Origin of the sequence: Breoghania sp. (assembly GCF_030066895.1) — a bacterium.
GTDB lineage: Bacteria > Pseudomonadota > Alphaproteobacteria > Rhizobiales > Stappiaceae > Breoghania.
Map to the genome: position 1 here is coordinate 209,528 of NZ_JASJAV010000004.1, position 16,195 is coordinate 225,722.

The 16,195-nt window shown below is 61.2% G+C and carries 13 protein-coding genes and 3 pseudogenes; 10 read left to right on the forward strand and 6 right to left on the reverse strand.

The features are described 5' to 3' along the window. Positions 1-99: 99 nt before the first annotated feature. From fabF to fabD, 4 genes and pseudogenes are all read right to left on the reverse strand, one after another. Positions 100-1,365, reverse strand: a complete 1,266-nt coding sequence (gene fabF / locus QNJ43_RS08315; RefSeq protein ID WP_300468979.1) for a beta-ketoacyl-ACP synthase II — start codon at positions 1,363-1,365, stop codon at positions 100-102. A gap of 72 nt (positions 1,366-1,437) precedes the next feature. Then, complete coding sequence (locus QNJ43_RS08320; protein WP_300468981.1) at positions 1,438-1,671, reverse strand: acyl carrier protein; 234 nt, start codon at positions 1,669-1,671, stop codon at positions 1,438-1,440. Positions 1,672-1,970: 299 nt separating this feature from the next. Continuing rightward, positions 1,971-2,708: a 3-oxoacyl-[acyl-carrier-protein] reductase gene (gene fabG, locus QNJ43_RS08325; protein ID WP_300468983.1), complete on the reverse strand. Its 738-nt coding sequence runs from the start codon at positions 2,706-2,708 to the stop codon at positions 1,971-1,973. An 18-nt stretch (positions 2,709-2,726) separates the two neighbouring features. Then, positions 2,727-3,696, reverse strand: a pseudogene (gene fabD / locus QNJ43_RS08330) (ACP S-malonyltransferase). Positions 3,697-4,095: 399 nt separating this feature from the next. Between fabD and rpsF the strand changes: the two are divergent. The 6 genes and pseudogenes from rpsF to alr all read left to right on the forward strand — a co-directional run bounded on the left by rpsF (position 4,096) and on the right by alr (position 10,000). Next, positions 4,096-4,530, forward strand: coding sequence for a 30S ribosomal protein S6 (gene rpsF / locus QNJ43_RS08335; protein ID WP_300468985.1), 435 nt, complete (start codon positions 4,096-4,098; stop codon positions 4,528-4,530). Then, entirely contained in the window at positions 4,530-4,778 is a 249-nt protein-coding gene (gene rpsR, locus QNJ43_RS08340; protein ID WP_300468987.1) for a 30S ribosomal protein S18, read from the forward strand. Before rpsF ends, rpsR begins: the two co-directional genes overlap by 1 nt. Before the next feature lie 152 nt (positions 4,779-4,930). Next, entirely contained in the window at positions 4,931-5,497 is a 567-nt protein-coding gene (rplI, locus tag QNJ43_RS08345; protein WP_300468989.1) for a 50S ribosomal protein L9, read from the forward strand. Between the two features lie 221 nt (positions 5,498-5,718). Next, positions 5,719-6,972 (forward strand): annotated as a pseudogene (locus QNJ43_RS08350) (cyclopropane-fatty-acyl-phospholipid synthase family protein). 399 nt (positions 6,973-7,371) lie between these two features. Next, the gene (locus QNJ43_RS08355) at positions 7,372-8,856 is read left to right on the forward strand and encodes a replicative DNA helicase (RefSeq protein WP_300468991.1); all 1,485 of its coding nucleotides are present in this window, start codon (positions 7,372-7,374) and stop codon (positions 8,854-8,856) included. Between the two features lie 4 nt (positions 8,857-8,860). After that, a complete protein-coding gene (gene alr, locus QNJ43_RS08360) occupies positions 8,861-10,000 on the forward strand; it encodes an alanine racemase (RefSeq protein WP_300468992.1) in 1,140 nt (379 codons plus the stop codon). 273 nt (positions 10,001-10,273) lie between these two features. Here alr and QNJ43_RS08365 read toward each other — a convergent pair whose 3' ends face one another. Beyond that, complete coding sequence (locus tag QNJ43_RS08365) at positions 10,274-10,621, reverse strand: hypothetical protein (protein WP_300468994.1); 348 nt, start codon at positions 10,619-10,621, stop codon at positions 10,274-10,276. Beyond that, positions 10,622-11,251 carry an MFS transporter gene (locus QNJ43_RS08370; RefSeq protein ID WP_300468996.1) on the reverse strand — a complete coding sequence of 210 codons (630 nt, stop codon included), beginning with the start codon at positions 11,249-11,251 and terminating at the stop codon, positions 10,622-10,624. A 204-nt stretch (positions 11,252-11,455) separates the two neighbouring features. On the opposite strand from QNJ43_RS08370, the pseudogene QNJ43_RS08375 reads away from it, so the two are divergent. The 4 genes and pseudogenes from QNJ43_RS08375 (at position 11,456) to purF (ending at position 16,175) form a co-directional block, all read left to right on the forward strand. Further along, a pseudogene (locus tag QNJ43_RS08375) lies at positions 11,456-12,358 on the forward strand (LysR family transcriptional regulator). Between the two features lie 88 nt (positions 12,359-12,446). Next, positions 12,447-13,832 carry a DNA repair protein RadA gene (gene radA, locus QNJ43_RS08380; protein ID WP_300468998.1) on the forward strand — a complete coding sequence of 462 codons (1,386 nt, stop codon included), beginning with the start codon at positions 12,447-12,449 and terminating at the stop codon, positions 13,830-13,832. A gap of 129 nt (positions 13,833-13,961) precedes the next feature. Continuing rightward, a complete protein-coding gene (locus QNJ43_RS08385; protein ID WP_300469000.1) occupies positions 13,962-14,597 on the forward strand; it encodes a CvpA family protein in 636 nt (211 codons plus the stop codon). A gap of 81 nt (positions 14,598-14,678) precedes the next feature. Further along, positions 14,679-16,175, forward strand: coding sequence for an amidophosphoribosyltransferase (purF, locus tag QNJ43_RS08390; protein WP_300469002.1), 1,497 nt, complete (start codon positions 14,679-14,681; stop codon positions 16,173-16,175). The last annotated feature ends 20 nt before the right edge of the window (positions 16,176-16,195 follow it).

Consider the following 16,195-nt stretch of genomic DNA (forward strand, 5'->3'; position numbering starts at 1 on the left):
TACGGCGACCGGTTGACCCGTCGCCGTAAGAATCTGTCTGTCCAAATTGAGAGGCACCGTCAATTTTGACGCGGCCTCCGAGCTGTCACGACCGTGCGATCAGTCGGCCACCCGCTTGAAGACCAGCGATGCGTTCGTGCCGCCGAACCCGAAGGAATTCGAGAGCGTAGTATCGATCTGCATCTGCTTGGGCTTGTGCGGCACCAGGTCGATCTCGGTCTCCACAGAAGGATTTTCGAGATTGATCGTCGGCGGCGCAACATTGTCGCGAATGGCGAGCACCGAGAAAATGGCTTCCACCGCACCGGCGGCACCGAGGAGGTGCCCGGTCGACGACTTGGTCGAGGACATCGTCAAGCCACCGGCAGCATCACCCATGAGACGGGTGACGGCGGCCAGTTCGATTTCGTCGCCCAACAGTGTCGAAGTCCCGTGCGCATTGACGTAGTCGATGTCGGCAGGAGCAATACCGGCACGCTTCAATGCGGCCTGCATGCACCGGTAGGCGCCGTCACCATCTTCCGCCGGAGCGGTGATGTGATAGGCGTCGCCCGACATTCCGTATCCAACGACCTCGGCATAGATCTTGGCGCCGCGGGCCTTGGCGTGCTCGTATTCCTCAAGCACGACGCAGCCGGCGCCCTCGCCCATGACGAAGCCGTCGCGATCGCGATCATAGGGGCGCGAGGCATGGAGGGGATCGTTGTTGAACCCGGTCGAAAGAGCGCGACATGCGGCAAAGCCTGCCAGCGCCAGACGTCCGATAGGCGATTCCACACCGCCCGCCACCATCACGTCGGCATCACCGAGCGCAATCAGCCGCGAGGCATCGCCGACCGCATGCGCACCGGTGGAACACGCGGTAACGACCGCGTGGTTCGGCCCCTTGAGACCGTGCCGGATGGAGACGTGTCCCGAACACAGATTGATCAGCCGTCCCGGAATGAAGAACGGGTTCAGCCTGCGCGGTCCCTTTTCCTTGAGCAGAATGGCATTCTTTTCAATGCCGATCAGCCCGCCGATACCAGATCCGATCAGCACACCGGTGCTGATCTGATCTTCGTAGATTTCCGGCTTCCAGCCCGCATCAGCCAGAGCCTGATCAGCAGCAGCGACCGCGTAGACGATGAAATCGTCCACCTTCCGCTGCTCCTTCGGCTCCATCCACTGATCGGGATTAAAGGTGCCATCGGAACCGTCGCCACGGGAAACTTCGCAAGCGACCTGACATGCGAGATCATCGATCTCGAACGAGTCGGGCCTTCCCGCTCCACTGCGTCCTTCCAGAATCCGCGACCAGGTGAGATCAACGCCGCAACCAAGTGGCGTCACCATCCCCAGACCCGTGACGACTACACGCCTCATCTTCTTCCTTCCAAAGCGGAGATCAGTTCCTGTCAGGCCGCACACACAAGCGACGGTCTGCCCTGGAACCGATTACGAGTTCTTCTCGAGGAAGCTGACTGCGTCACCGACGGTCTGAACCGCCTCAGCGGCATCGTCCGGAATCTCGACACCGAATTCCTCTTCGAAGGCCATGACGAGTTCAACGTTATCCAGGCTGTCAGCGCCCAGATCATCGATGAAGCTCGCGTTGTCGGTCACCTTCTCGGCATCCACGCCGAGGTGCTCGATCACGATCTTCTTTACGCGCTCAGCAATGTCACTCATTTTCGATTTCCTTGATGGTCTTCAAGACACTCGGCGCTGGCGCCCCACTTTTTCGGAGAACGTCCAGCGTGTTGTTAAAAGTCCCGGTCGTAGAACCCGGATGACACGACAACTTAGCATTCCGCGTACCCCGGTCGAGCCGAATGGTAGCCCGACCTTGCCGGCGGCGTATTGATCGGCGCCGGCGGCGTATCGACCGGCCGGCGGCTAGGTAACACACTTTGTTTGCCTTGACCAGACACGCCGCGGGGCTGTTGGAAAGCCTGAACCAGACTTTCAAAACGAAGGAAATTACCCTTTTAAATCATGGTCATACCGCCATTCACATGGATGGTCTGACCGGTCACGTAGGCAGCTTCCGTACTGGCAAGGTAAAGAGCCGCACTCGCGATCTCCTCGCCCATACCCAACCGACCCACGGGAATAGTCTCGAGAATCGAGGATCGCTGCTTCTCATTGAGAGCGTTCGTCATGGCAGTCTCGATGAACCCCGGGGCGATCGTGTTGACCGTAATGTTGCGGCTCGCAACTTCGCGGGCAAGCGATTTCGACATGCCGATCAGCCCTGCCTTGGCGGCAGCATAGTTGCCCTGCCCCGGATTGCCGGCGACGCCGACGATCGACGTGATACCGATGATGCGGCCATAACGGCGCTTCATCATGCCCTTGATCGCGGCCCGGGTCAGACGGAAGACGGTCGTGAGATTGACCTCAAGCACCTGGTCCCACTCTTCATCCTTCATGCGCATGAAGAGGTTGTCGCGCGTGATGCCGGCGTTGTTCACGAGAATGTCGAGACCGCCCATCGCGGCTTCGGCAGCGGGAACCAGATCGTCGACGGCTTCGCGCGACGACAGGTTCGCCGCGGCGATGTGAACCCGTTCGCCAAGATCGGAGGCCAACGCGTTGAGTTTCTCCTCGCGCGTGCCGGACAGGGTGACGGTGGCGTCGCGCGCATGAAGCGTGCGGGCTATGGCTTCGCCTATACCTCCGGTCGCTCCGGTAACGAGCGCGGTCTTTCCGGTCAGATCGAACATGCGAGCCTCTTTCGGTTTCTATTCTGTTGCAATCCGCGCCAGAAGCGCATTGATGTCTTCCGCACCGCCCACGGCGATACCCTCAAGCGACTTGTCGATGCGCTTGGCCATGCCGGTCAGTGCCTTGCCCGCGCCGATTTTGACGATGGTCGTGACACTGTTCGCCGCCAGCCAGGCAACGGATTCGCGCCAACGCACGCGTCCGGTCACCTGCTCGACCAACCGCGTGGGGATTCCCGCAGGATTCGGTGATCGGGGCAGCCAGAACATTCGCTACGAGCGGCACGGCAGGCGATGCGATTTCAATTTCAGCCAGTGCCTCGGCCATCACCTTGGCCGCAGGCGCCATAAGAGAACAATGAAACGGTGCGCTGACCGGCAGCAGGAGAGCGCGGCGCGCACCCTTGTCATTGGCAAGCCCGAGCGCACGCTCAACGGCTGCAATGTGCCCCGACACGACGACCTGCTCAGGCGCGTTGTCGTTCGCCGCCTCGCACACTTCTCCTACGGCGGCCGCGGCAGCGACCTCGCTCGCGGCTTCGAAATCGAGTCCGAGCAGTGCGGCCATGGCGCCCTCCCTGACGGGAACGGCTTCCTGCATGGCCTTGCTGCGCGTGCGAAGCAGACGGGCGGTATCGGCAAGCTTGATGCTGCCGGCCGCAGCCAGAGCGGAGTACTCACCAAGCGGGTGCCCCGCGACATAAGCCATGGACGCCTTCAGATCAGCCATGGACGCCTTCAGATCGAGGCCGCGAGCTTCGAGGACGCGCATCGCGGCGAGGCTCACTGCCATCAGGGTCGGCTGCGCGTTCGTCGTGAGCGTCAGCTCGTCCTCAGAACCTTCCCACATCACCCGGCTCAGCGATTCACCGAGCGCATCATCCACTTCTTCAAAGACCACACGCGCTTCCGGAAACGCCTCGGCAAGCGCCTCGTCCATGCCGACCGTCTGCGATCCCTGCCCGGGAAAGGTAAATGCGATACTCATGTGGATCGAAGGCCCTGCTTTTTCTGTTATCTTTGACGCCGCATTCGCACGACAAGAAAAGGCGCCTCGCCGGCGACCTCAGCACACCGGGAAGTTGGGCTTATGAGCGGGCCCAGGGGGGGCATGTCAAGTCCGCAAGGCCGTTAACCACGGATTTCGCGTTTTTTGCATTGTATTTCGATGCCAAATGCGTATAGACAGCGCTTCGAACGATTCCCGGCTGGGGACTGAACGGGAGGTCGCGGCCGATCACCGCTTGATGAAAGCATGGTCGACCGGACAGGATCCGCAAGGGATCCTGCTTCCCGTGTCTCCGCTCTCAAAGACGTCCTGCAAGGCCTTTCCCAGGCTTTGAAGAGGCTTCGCGCCGGGATCGCGTACAACTGAGGAAAGGCATTCATGGCCCTCTACGAACACGTGTTCCTGGCTCGCCAAGACATTTCTGCGCAGCAGGTCGAGCAGCTCGTCGAGCAGTTCAAGACGATCATCACCGATGGTGGCGGCACCGTCGGCAAGGTCGAGAACTGGGGCCTGCGCACGCTCGCCTATCGCGTTCACAAGAATCGCAAGGCGCACTACACGCTCATGAACATCGAAGCTCCCTATCCGGCGGTTGTCGAGATGGAGCGTCAGATGCGCCTGCACGAAGACGTGCTGCGCTTCCTGACCCTGAAGGTCGATAAGCACGAAGAAGAACAGTCCGCGATGATGCAGAAGCGCGATCGCGACGATCGTCGCCGTGGCCGCAGCGACCGTTTCGAGCGCGGTGGAGACCGGGGTGGTGATCGCGGCGGTGCACGCCGTCAGGACCGCGAGAACGAGGGTAAGAACTAATGATCGATATCGCACAACTCCCGACTCGCCGGCCCTTCTTCCGCCGTCGGAAGACCTGTCCGTTCTCCGGCGCCAACGCTCCGAAGATCGACTACAAGGACATCAAGCTGCTGCAGCGCTACGTGTCCGAGCGCGGCAAGGTCGTGCCGAGCCGCATCACGGCCGTTTCGGCCAAGAAGCAGCGTGAGCTGGCCCGCGCCATCAAGCGCGCCCGCTTCCTGGCTCTGCTGCCCTACGTGATCAGCTAAGCTTCATCAGGCCGGATTTCGATCCGGCCTGGTTTTCACGGCCCGTCGACACGACCCGCCGGACCCCTCTGGGACAGACCGGGTTTCCCGAGACCTGCCCCTAACCGTCCGACCGCTCGGTCCGGCGGGACAAACGGATAGGAGCATCCAACATGCAAGTCATTCTTCTTGAGCGCGTTGCGCGCCTCGGCCAGATGGGCGACACTGTTCGCGTGCGCGACGGCTATGCTCGCAACTACCTCCTGCCCCAGGGCAAGGCACTGCGCGCCACCAAGGCGAACCAGCAGCGCTTCGAGAGCGAGCGTGCCCAGCTTGAGGCCCGCAACCTCGAGCGTCGTCAGGAAGCCGAGCAGGTTGCAGCCAAGCTCGACGGCGAGGCCTTCGTCGTTATCCGCTCCGCTGGCGCCACCGGCCACCTCTACGGTTCGGTCTCCACGCGTGACATCGCCAACGAGCTGACCGCCGGCGGCTTCTCTGCAGCACGTAACCAGGTTCGCCTGGATGCGCCGATCAAGACGATCGGTCTGCACGACGTCATCATCGTCCTGCACCCGGAAGTCGAGGTCACCGTTCAGGTCAACGTCGCCCGCTCTGCGGACGAAGCCGAGCGCCAGGCGCGCGGTGAAGATCTGACGCAGCGTGATGTCGACGACTTCGAGTTCGAGGAAGACGAAGAAGCCGAAGGCGCGGCCGAGGGTGAAGAGCCTGCTGAGACCTAATTCAAGGCCTTGATCAGCTTGTTTTTTCCCAGCTGTTGAGAACGGCTCCCCTGCGGGCGCCGTTTTTCTTTGCCGTGACGTCAATATAATCCTGCCTTGCAAACTCTTGATTTAAAATTGAAATGGAGCGACCCTCGTCTAGTCACCAGTCGTATATCAACCGATGATGAGCTGCTCGAGGAGGTGACGGCTGTCGTCACCAGTAGACGAAGGGATAGGCAATGGGGCGGTTGCGTGCCACCTATTTAGGTAAACTTATCAAATTTGGTTCTCTCACGGTTAGATACCCCGACGGAAAGCGTGAAACCTATGGCGATGGTACAGGCACGCCTGTAACCATGGAACTTGTCAACAAGGCCGCGGAACGGATTTTGATCCTGGATCCGGCCCTGAAGGTTGGTGAGCTTTTCATGGACGGACGGATGCGGGTCACTGAAGGGCGCATCTACGACTTTCTGGAAGTGATCACCGAGAACACCTACGGTCTCCCCGTTACCTGTTTGTGGCGCATGTTGGACAAGCTGCGGGTCGCGACCCGCCGAATCCACCAGCACAACAAGCTTCGACGCTCCAAGAGCAACGTTGCACACCACTACGATCTGGATGGGAGCCTTTACCGGCTCTTTCTTGATTCCGACCGCTAGTATTCGTGCGGCTGTTTCGAAAGCCCCGATGACAATCTTGAAAATGCGCAGTTCGCCAAAAAGCGGCATATCGCGGCCAAGATGTGCCTCGAGGGTGGAATGGACGTTCTCGATATCGGATGCGGCTGGGGCGGTATGGGCCTCTATCTGGCGGGCCTTTGCGACGCCAATGTTACCGGCCTGACGCTGTCAGAAGAACAGTACGGTATCGCCAACGGTCGCGCCGTTGACGCCGGCCTTTCCGATCGCGCTCGTTTCGAATTGCAGGACTATCGCGATTGCAAGGGTCAGTTCGACCGTATCGTTTCCGTTGGCATGTTCGAGCATGTGGGCGTCGGGAATTTCCCGACCTTCTTCAATACCGCACGGCAGCTGATGAAGCCGGATGGCGTGATGCTTCTTCACTCCATCGGGCGCTTCGACGATCCGGGGGCGACGAACGCCTGGGTCGACAAGTACATCTTCCCGGGCGGGTACATCCCTGCCCTGTCGGAGGTGCTGCCGGTCATCGAGCAATCCGGTCTCAAGATCACCGATATCGAGATCCTGAGGCTGCACTACGCCGAAACGCTCAAAGCCTGGCGCGAGCGTTTCCTGGCCCGTCGCGACGAGGCCAAGGCTCTCTATGATGAACGGTTCTGCCTGATGTGGGAGTTCTATCTCGCCGCATCCGAAACGGCGTTCCGTTATCAGGACATGATGGTGTTCCAGATCCAGATCACGCGCGATCAGGAGGCGGTGCCTCTGACATGCGACTACATTCTGGGAGCAGAAGCGCGGCTGCGCGAACGCGAACGGAAGGTTCCCCATCTCCGCCTCGCCGGAGAGTAATAAAACGAAAAGCTCGTATCGCCGCGAGATCCGCCTTCTACGCCGGCTATTCATTATTCCTTTTCAGCGCCTTCATTTTTCATGATCATAAATGGCATGATTCCGGACTCCGGCATAAATATGATATATTATCTGTCAACGCTCGGAAGATGAGTTTTCTGCAGTTACCCAAGCGAATCGCACTAAATTAACAACTCTGCCCAACGGAATCGGCGTCGTACGGTTTTTCCCTACGACAGGGGTTTCGGAGACGCCTGCATAAGGCTAACCAGAATAGGCCGGGGCACGACGTTCGCGACACAAGCGGACGACGATGGGGCTCGGGCATTTGTAGATCAAGCCCGCGTCCGGATATCAGGTGAGCGCGCCCTCGCAGGTGCGCTCCAGGAGACTTTGCATATGAACAATGCAGCGCCCAAATTGGAGCCGGCCAATACGCTTTCGCGCACCGCACCTCATAACGCGGAAGCCGAACGGCAGCTTCTGGGCGCCATTCTCGTGAACAACGAAACCTTCTATCGGGTCTCCGACTTTCTCGAGGCCGCGCATTTCTATCTGACGCCGCACCAGCAGATCTACGAGATGATCGGCAAGCTGATCCGGGCGGGCAAGGTCGCCTCCCCGATCACGTTGAAGACCTACTTCGCCGCCGACACCCAGATCGCCGACCTGAGCGCGACTCAGTACCTGATGCGGCTGGCCGCGGATGCGACGTCGATCATCAACTCTGAGGATTACGGACGTACGATCTACGATCTGGCCATACGGCGCGATCTGATCCGCATCGGCGAAGACATGGTCAACATCGCCTTCGATGCGCCGATCGACATGCCTCCGTCGGCACAGATCGACGATGCGGAGCGACGTCTGTTCGCACTGGCGGAAACGGGTGGTGCGAGCGCAGGCTTCGTCACCTTCGGCGAGGCCATCACGTCGACCATCGATATGGCCGCGGCCGCCTTTCAGCGCGAAGGTGCGCTGTCGGGCATCTCCACGGGCCTGCGGAATCTCGATGCCCGCATGGGCGGCCTGCAGCATTCGGATCTTATCGTGCTTGCCGGACGTCCGGGCATGGGCAAGACCTCGCTTGCCACCAATATCGCTTACAACGTGGCATCCGCTTATCGGGCGGAGGAATTGCCCGACGGCACGATGAAAACGGTCGATGGCGGGGTCGTCGGCTTCTTCTCACTGGAAATGTCGGCCGAACAGCTCGCCACCCGTATCATTTCCGAGCAGACGGAGATTTCGTCGTCCAAGATCCGGCGCGGTGATATTTCGGAAGCGGATTTCGAGATGCTGGTCGCGGCCTCCCAGCATATGCAGCAGGTGCCGCTCTATATCGACCAGACCGGTGGCATCTCGATTTCGAACCTCGTGACCCGCGCGCGCCGTCTGAAGCGCCAGCGCGGCCTCGATCTGCTCGTGATCGACTACATTCAGCTTCTTTCTGGTTCCGGCAAACGCTCCGACAACCGCGTGCAGGAAATCACGGAAATCACCACGGGCCTGAAAGCTCTCGCGAAAGAGCTCAACGTCCTCATCATTGCGCTTTCACAGCTCTCTCGTCAGGTCGAGTCGCGTGACGACAAGAGGCCTCAGCTCTCTGACCTTCGCGAATCGGGTTCGATCGAGCAGGATGCCGACGTGGTCATGTTCGTGTTCCGAGAGGAATACTATCTCGGCAAGACCATGCCTCAGGAGGGCTCGGAAGACTTCTTCAAGTGGCAGGCGGACATGGACCGCGTGGCCGGACGGGCCGAGGTGATCATCGGCAAGCAGCGTCACGGTCCCACAGGCACCGTCGATCTGCAGTTCGCCGGCGAGTACACCCGCTTCTCCGATCTGGCTCAGGTCGAGCACCTGCCCGAACGTACGGAATAGTTCAATGGCGAATACCCCTTCCGACGGCCTTGCTTGCGGTCGATTGACCATCGATCTGGAGGCTCTGGCCGATAACTGGCAAAGCCTCGCGGATCGAACCGGGGCAACGGAATGCGGAGCCGCTATCAAGGGCGACGGATACGGCCTTGGCCTTGAGAAGATGGCACGCGCTCTTTCACGTGCCGGGTGCCGCACGTTCTTCACCGCCGTTCCGCAGGAGGGCATTCGCGCGCTCGCTGCTGCGCCCGAGACCCGTGTCTTCGTGCTGGCCGGTCTTCTTCCCGGCATGGCGGAAGCCTACCGTGAAACCGGGCTCATTCCCGTTCTCAACTGCTCGGTCGAAATTCATGAATGGGCGGAGTATTGCGCGAGCATCGGCGAACGGCTTCCGGCTGCGATCCATCTTGATACCGGCATGAACCGCATGGGCCTCAATCTTGAGGAGACCCGTGCCATTGCCGCGGCAAAGGACGTGCTCGCGCGGTTTGATCTCGTTCTAGTCATGAGTCATCTCGTGTGCGGCGACGATCCGGCAAATCCGCTCAACGGGCTGCAGCTTCGCCGTTTCGAGGAGATGACGGCGTATTTCCCAGAGGTGCCGCGCTCGCTTGCCAATTCTTCCGGCATCTTCCTCGGGCCCGAATACTATTTTGACGTCGCCCGCCCCGGCATCTCGCTTTATGGCGGCGATGCCATGGATGACGGTCCGAACCCGATGCGGACGGTCGTGACGGCAGAGGCACGTATCCTGATCACCCATGGCGCGGCCAAGGGCGAGACCGTCGGATACGGCGCAGTCGAAACGCTTCAGCGCGATTCCCGTATTGCCATCGTCGGCGTCGGATATGCCGACGGCTATCACCGCCTGGCAGGCGCCGGTGAAAAGCGGATCGCGGCAAAGGCTTGGATCAACGGCCACACGGTTCCTCTCGTCGGGCGCGTATCGATGGATCTGATTGCGCTCGATGTCACCGATGTGCCGGAAGCCGACTGCAAGCGCGGCGACTGGGTGGAGATGTTCGGCCCGCATATCCTGGTGCACGAAGTGGCGCGGTGCGCCGATACGATCGGCTACGAATTGCTGACAGGTTTCGGCTCCCGCTATTCCCGCACCTATATCGGCGATCCGGGCGCGGAAGCGTAAGGTCGCGGACTTCGCGGTTCTCTGGTCTCAGGAGGCTTGTCCGTCTCGCCTCCTGTCGGTCCTGATGTGCAGGAGGCTGACAGCTCCGCTTAGCAGGGGCAGGGTCGCGGCAATGCCCAGTCCCGCCCGCGGCACAGCTGCGGGCCTTCAGTGCGGAAATGAGCATGTTCTGGTTGTTGGGAACCTGCACGAACGCGAAGCCTGCGCCACAGATCATCGTGAACACGATGATGGGAGCGATCCCCCAGCCATCCGGCCAGATGGCCGTCAGACCTAGCCCGAGCGCCAGCAGTCCCCCACCGATCCCGCAGAGCAATCCACCGGAGAGACGCCCTTGTCCGCCAGACGGCCCGCTCGCGGCCCGGAAAAGGCGACCATGAGCGGCCAGGGCGTCATCGCGAGCCCCGTCATGAGCACGCTTTGCCGGAACTCATGCTGAAACAGGAACGGTAGCGCCACGAGGCTCCCCATCTGGCCGGTGAAACAGCAAACCGAGGCGATGACGAAGATCCTGAAGGATCGCTCCTTCAGAAGATCGAGCGGAAAGAGCGGCGCCTCACGCGAGCTTTCGCGACGAAAGAGCCCCCAGAAGCACAAGGCGGTGATAGCGAACAGGGACAATCACAACCCCGACCGCACGGAGATCTGCCCGGCGCCGATGACGAGCGCGGAAAAGGCCTCACCGTTCAGGATGATGCTGATCGCGTCAAGCGCAAGATCACTTGCGGCAGGCTTGGGCAATGAGCCGGTTGTCAACAACGCGATCAGCCCGATTGGCACGTTGATCGCAAAGAGCCAGGGCCAGGGTGCAACCGACAGGATCCCCGCCCCGACCGTCGGGCCGAAGGCGGAGGAAAGCGCGACGACCATCGACATCCAGCCGATCGCGCTCATCCGCGAGGTCGGATAGATGAAACGAAGCAGCGCGCTTCCCAGTGCCATCAACGGCGCGACTCCAACACCTTGCAGAAAACGCCCGGCAATGAGCCAGGGGAGCGACGGCGCCATCGCATTCAGGATCGATGCGAGCGTGAACAGGATCAATCCAGCCACATAGACCTTGCGATGCCCAAGGCTTTCGCCAAGGGTCGCGCTCGGCAGGATACCCATCACGAGAGCGAGTTGATAGGACGTCACGACCCAGACTGCATCGGATGCGTACGCATCAAGCGCCGTCGAAATGCTCGGGAGGGCGACGTTGGCAATAGCCCCGTCGAGAACCACGAGCACCAGAGTGGCGAAAATCGCCAAAGAAGCGATCTTGTGTTACGGAGCCAGGAGGTCTTCCTCAGACGCGGTCAACGGCTGTGTTGCCGACATTGCATACCCTTCCCAAGCGTTCGGGAGCTTATATGCTTCGATGCCGAGATGGCGGAAGGCGCATGGATTGCATTTTATAAATGCATGGGACGCCATATATAAGTTTCTCCGGGATGCTCGAAGGTAGGTTTGCCCATGGAAACACCCGACCTCAACCTGCTCAGGGCACTCGATGTGCTTCTGGCGGAATGCAGCGTTGCGGGAGCGGCGCGCAGGCTGGGCCTCAGCGCTTCGGCAATAAGCCGCACGCTGGCGCGATTGCGCGAGGCAACCGACGATCCGCTGCTGGTACGTGCCGGACGGTAAATGGTACTGACGCCGCATGCGCGTGCGCTGCGCGACCAGGTGCCGCGGAGATCGCGTGTGCCGCGCAATCGGTCCTGCGTCCGCCCGCCGAAGCGCTGGACCTTGCGAAGCTGGAGCGCACTTTCATGATTCGCACGAGCGAAGGCTTTCTCAACCTCCATGCCGGACGTCTCGTGGACGCAGTGCGAAAAGTGGCGCCCCGTGTGCGCCTGCGTTTCGCGCCGAAACCGGACAAGGATGTCGAACCGTTGTGCGACGGTCGGCTGGATCTGGAAATCGGGGTTCTGGGGGCCGCCGGGCCCGAACTCAGACTGCAAACGCTGTTGCACGACGAATTCGTCGCGGTCGTACGGATCGAACACCCATTGACCCACGGCATCGTCGATGCCGCTGGATATACAGCTTGCGACCATGTCGTTGCATCGTGCCGCGGGTATATGCACGGGCCCGTCGACGACGAACTTTCAAAGCACGGCTTGAGCCGCAACGTCTGCACCATCGTGCCGTCATTTTCTGCTGCGATGGCTGTCGCGGAAGCAACGGATCTGGTGGCCCAGGTAACCAGAAGCGCTTATGACGCCTACCCCCCCCCACCAGGGACTTGCGAGCTTGTCCCTTCCAATCGAGGTCCCGGGCATCACGATCTCTCAGATCTGGCATCCCCGGATGGACGCAGACCCGGCCCACCGCTGGTTGCGCGGCGTGGTACGGTCCTGCTGTCGAGCCGGATGAACAAGTCAGCGCAGGGAGACTTGCCCCGGGACGGAACTCCGGCTACGCCAACGACCGATCGAGACGCCGCTAACCAATTCGGATCTTCATGGCCAAACGCACTCACCAATTCGTCTGTCAGAACTGCGGCGTGGTTACCGCGCGCTGGGCGGGAAAATGCGATTCCTGCGGCGAATGGAATACCATCGTCGAGGAAAACCTTGGCGGTATCGGCGCGAACCCGAAGCTTAAGGCGAAATCGCGCGGCCGGGTCGTGCCCCTCGTCAGCCTGATCGGAGAAACCCAGCAAGCGCCACGCATCGAAAGCGGCCTGACTGAACTCGACCGGGTGACCGGCGGCGGGTTCGTGCGCGGTTCGGCGCTTCTGGTCGGCGGCGATCCCGGTATCGGCAAATCAACCCTTCTCATTCAGGCCTCTGCAGCCCTTGCACGCGCCGGCCATCGCTCGATCTACGTTTCCGGCGAAGAGGCGATCAATCAGGTGCGTCTGCGCGCGGAACGTCTTGGGTTGGCGGATGCGCCAGTCGCTCTTGCGGCAGAAACGAGCGTGGAGGACATCATCGCCACGCTGGAGGCAGGGCCGGCCCCTGCCCTTGTCATCATCGATTCCGTTCAGACCCTGTGGAGCGATCAGGTGGATTCGGCCCCCGGCACCGTGACCCAGGTGCGCGCGGCCGCCCAGGCGATGGTGCGTTTCGCCAAGAATTCCGGTGCAACCGTCGTCATTGTCGGTCACGTGACCAAGGACGGGCAGATCGCCGGTCCGCGCGTGGTCGAGCACATGGTCGACGCCGTTCTCTACTTCGAGGGCGACGGTATGCATCAGTACCGGGTTCTGAGGGCTGTGAAAAACCGCTTCGGGCCCACGGACGAGATCGGCGTTTTCGAGATGGGCGGCACGGGATTGGCGGAAGTCGCCAATCCATCCGCGCTCTTTCTGAGCGAACGCAGCGGCGCGACGCCGGGCGCGGCCGTCTTTGCCGGGCTTGAAGGCTCCCGCCCGCTGCTGATCGAGATCCAGGCACTCGTGGCGCCCTCGCCTCTCGGCACCCCGCGCCGGGCCGTCGTTGGGTGGGAATCGAGCTGTCTTTCCATGATCCTGGCCGTTCTGGAGGCGCGCTGCGGCGTGCGTTTCGGCCAGTCCGACGTCTATCTGAATGTCGCCGGCGGCCTGCGGATCAACGAACCGGGAGCGGATCTCGCGGTCGCCGCCGCGCTCGTCTCCTCGCTCAGTGGGGTTGCCCTTCCTGCAGAGAGCGTCTATTTCGGCGAAGTGAGCTTGTCCGGAGCGGTTCGACCCGTGGCTCAGGGGTCGGTTCGCCTGAAGGAAGCCGGCAAACTGGGTTTCACGCGCGCCTATGTGCCGCGTACGAACGCCAAGGACGAATCGGGTCGCGACATCGCGGTGCATGGAATGGCGGAACTGGGCGATCTGGTCGCCGAAGTCGCCGCGGGCATGCTGGATGAGGGGTGACACCCATCTGACCGCTCCTTGATGCGCATCCGGTCGAGGAAAACGCCTCCGCGATCTCGTCGCGCGGGGACGAGCGTGATATCGAGTTCTGAGACAAACCGCTGACGAAGCGCGGGAGCCTGGTACCCCATGCCGATTACCATTCTGGACGGAATTCTGATTATCATCATGCTGATCTCGGCAGTGCTGGCGATGATCCGCGGCTTCGTGCGCGAGGTTCTGTCCATCGTTTCATGGCTCGCCGCAGCCGTCGCCGCCTACATGCTGTACGGCTCGCTGCTGCCGCTGGCGAAGAAGTACATCTCGAACGATCAAATCGCGCTGGCCGCAACCGTGGCGGTGATCTTTCTTGTGATGCTGGTCATCGTTTCCTACATCACGATGCGGATCTCCGACTTTGTGCTCGACAGCCGGATCGGCGCGCTGGATCGCTCGCTCGGGTTCGTATTCGGCGCCGCGCGCGGTCTGCTGCTCGTTGTCGTCGCGATGATGTTCTTCAACTGGTTCGTGCAGGAACCTAAGCAGCCGAGCTGGATCGCCAACGCGAAGTCGAAATCGCTTCTGAACTCCATCGGCGTCCGCTTGATCGCGGCGCTGCCGGAGGATCCGGAGTTGGAAATCATGAACCTGTTCCGCAAACGTGGCGCGACGAACGACGACGATGCCGCTACACCGTCCGGAGACGGAGCCGACAACACCGGCTATTCCGACCGTGAGCGCAACGGGATCGAACAACAAATCGAAGCCTCGCAATCTGCGAATTGAGCGAGTAATTGACGCGATGGCCGAGTTTGTCTCAGGCCGCAGCGACGGCCGGGTGTTGTGTACCGGCCCCCAGGAGTAGCTATGAGCGAGCATACGCTTTCTCCCGAAACCTTGACCGTGTCCCCGGTCGATGCCGAGGGCGACGATCGTTTTCACGATGAATGCGGTGTCTTCGGCGTCTACGGGCACACTGATGCGGGCGCGTTGACCGCCCTCGGCCTGAATGCGCTTCAACATCGCGGGCAGGAAGCCGCCGGTATCGTGTCCTTCGACGGCCGCCAGTTCTACAACGAACGCCATATCGGCCTTGTCGGCGACAACTTCACCAAGCAGGCCGTGATAGGCCGACTGAAGGGCCATCGCGCCATCGGCCATACCCGGTACTCAACCACCGGCGCCCCGGTGCTGCGCAACGTTCAGCCGCTCTATGCCGAACTGGCCGGCGGCGGGTTCGCGGTCGCCCATAACGGCAACCTGACGAATGCTCAGACGTTGCAGCGCAAGTTGCAGGACCGCGGCTCGATCTTCCAATCCACCTCCGATACCGAGACGATCATTCATTTGGTCGCCATGAGCGCCCAGCAGAGCTTCGTCGATCGGTTGATCGACGCGCTCAACCAGCTTGAAGGCGCGTATGCGGTCGTCGCGCTTTCTGAAAAGAAGCTGATCGGCGTCCGCGATCCTCTCGGCGTTCGTCCTCTGGTTCTGGGCGATCTGGAAGGCACCTACGTTCTGGCTTCCGAGACCTGCGCGCTCGACATCATCGGCGCGCGTTATGTGCGCGACGTGGAGCCGGGCGAGGTCGTCGTCATTACCAAGAACGGCATCCAGAGCCTGAAGCCCTTCGAGCAGACGCCGAACCATTCTCGGTTCTGCATCTTCGAGTACGTCTATTTCGCCCGTCCGGATTCTTCGGTGAACGGCACCAACGTTTATTCGATCCGCAAGCGGATCGGCGAGGAGCTGGCGCGGGAATCGGGCGTGGATGCCGATGTCGTGGTTCCGGTTCCCGATTCCGGCACGCCGGCAGCCATCGGGTACGCGCACGAAGCGGGGCTGCCCTTCGAACTGGGCATCATCCGCAACCACTATGTGGGCCGCACCTTCATCCAGCCGACGGATTCCATCCGTCATATGGGCGTGAAGCTGAAGCACAATGCCAACCGGGCGATGCTCGATGGCAAGCGCGTTATCCTGGTGGACGATTCCATCGTGCGCGGGACAACGTCGCTGAAGATCGTGCAGATGGTGCGCGAGGCGGGAGCGAAGGAAGTGCACATGCGCATTGCCTCGCCCCCGACGCGCGATTCCTGCTTCTACGGCGTCGACACGCCGGAGAAATCGAAACTCATCGCATCGCGCATGACGATCGAGGAGATGGCCGAGTACATCAAGGTCGACAGCCTTGCCTTCCTCACCATCGACGGGCTCTACCGCGCCGTTGGCGAGGCGGGCCGAAACGGTGAAGTGCCGCAATATTGCGATGCCTGCTTCACCGGCGACTACCCCACCCCCCTCACTGACCGTTCCGGCGCCGGTGAAATACGTCAGCTCAACCGTCTCGTGGAGGTGAGCTGAACCTTCTACCCTATCCTTTC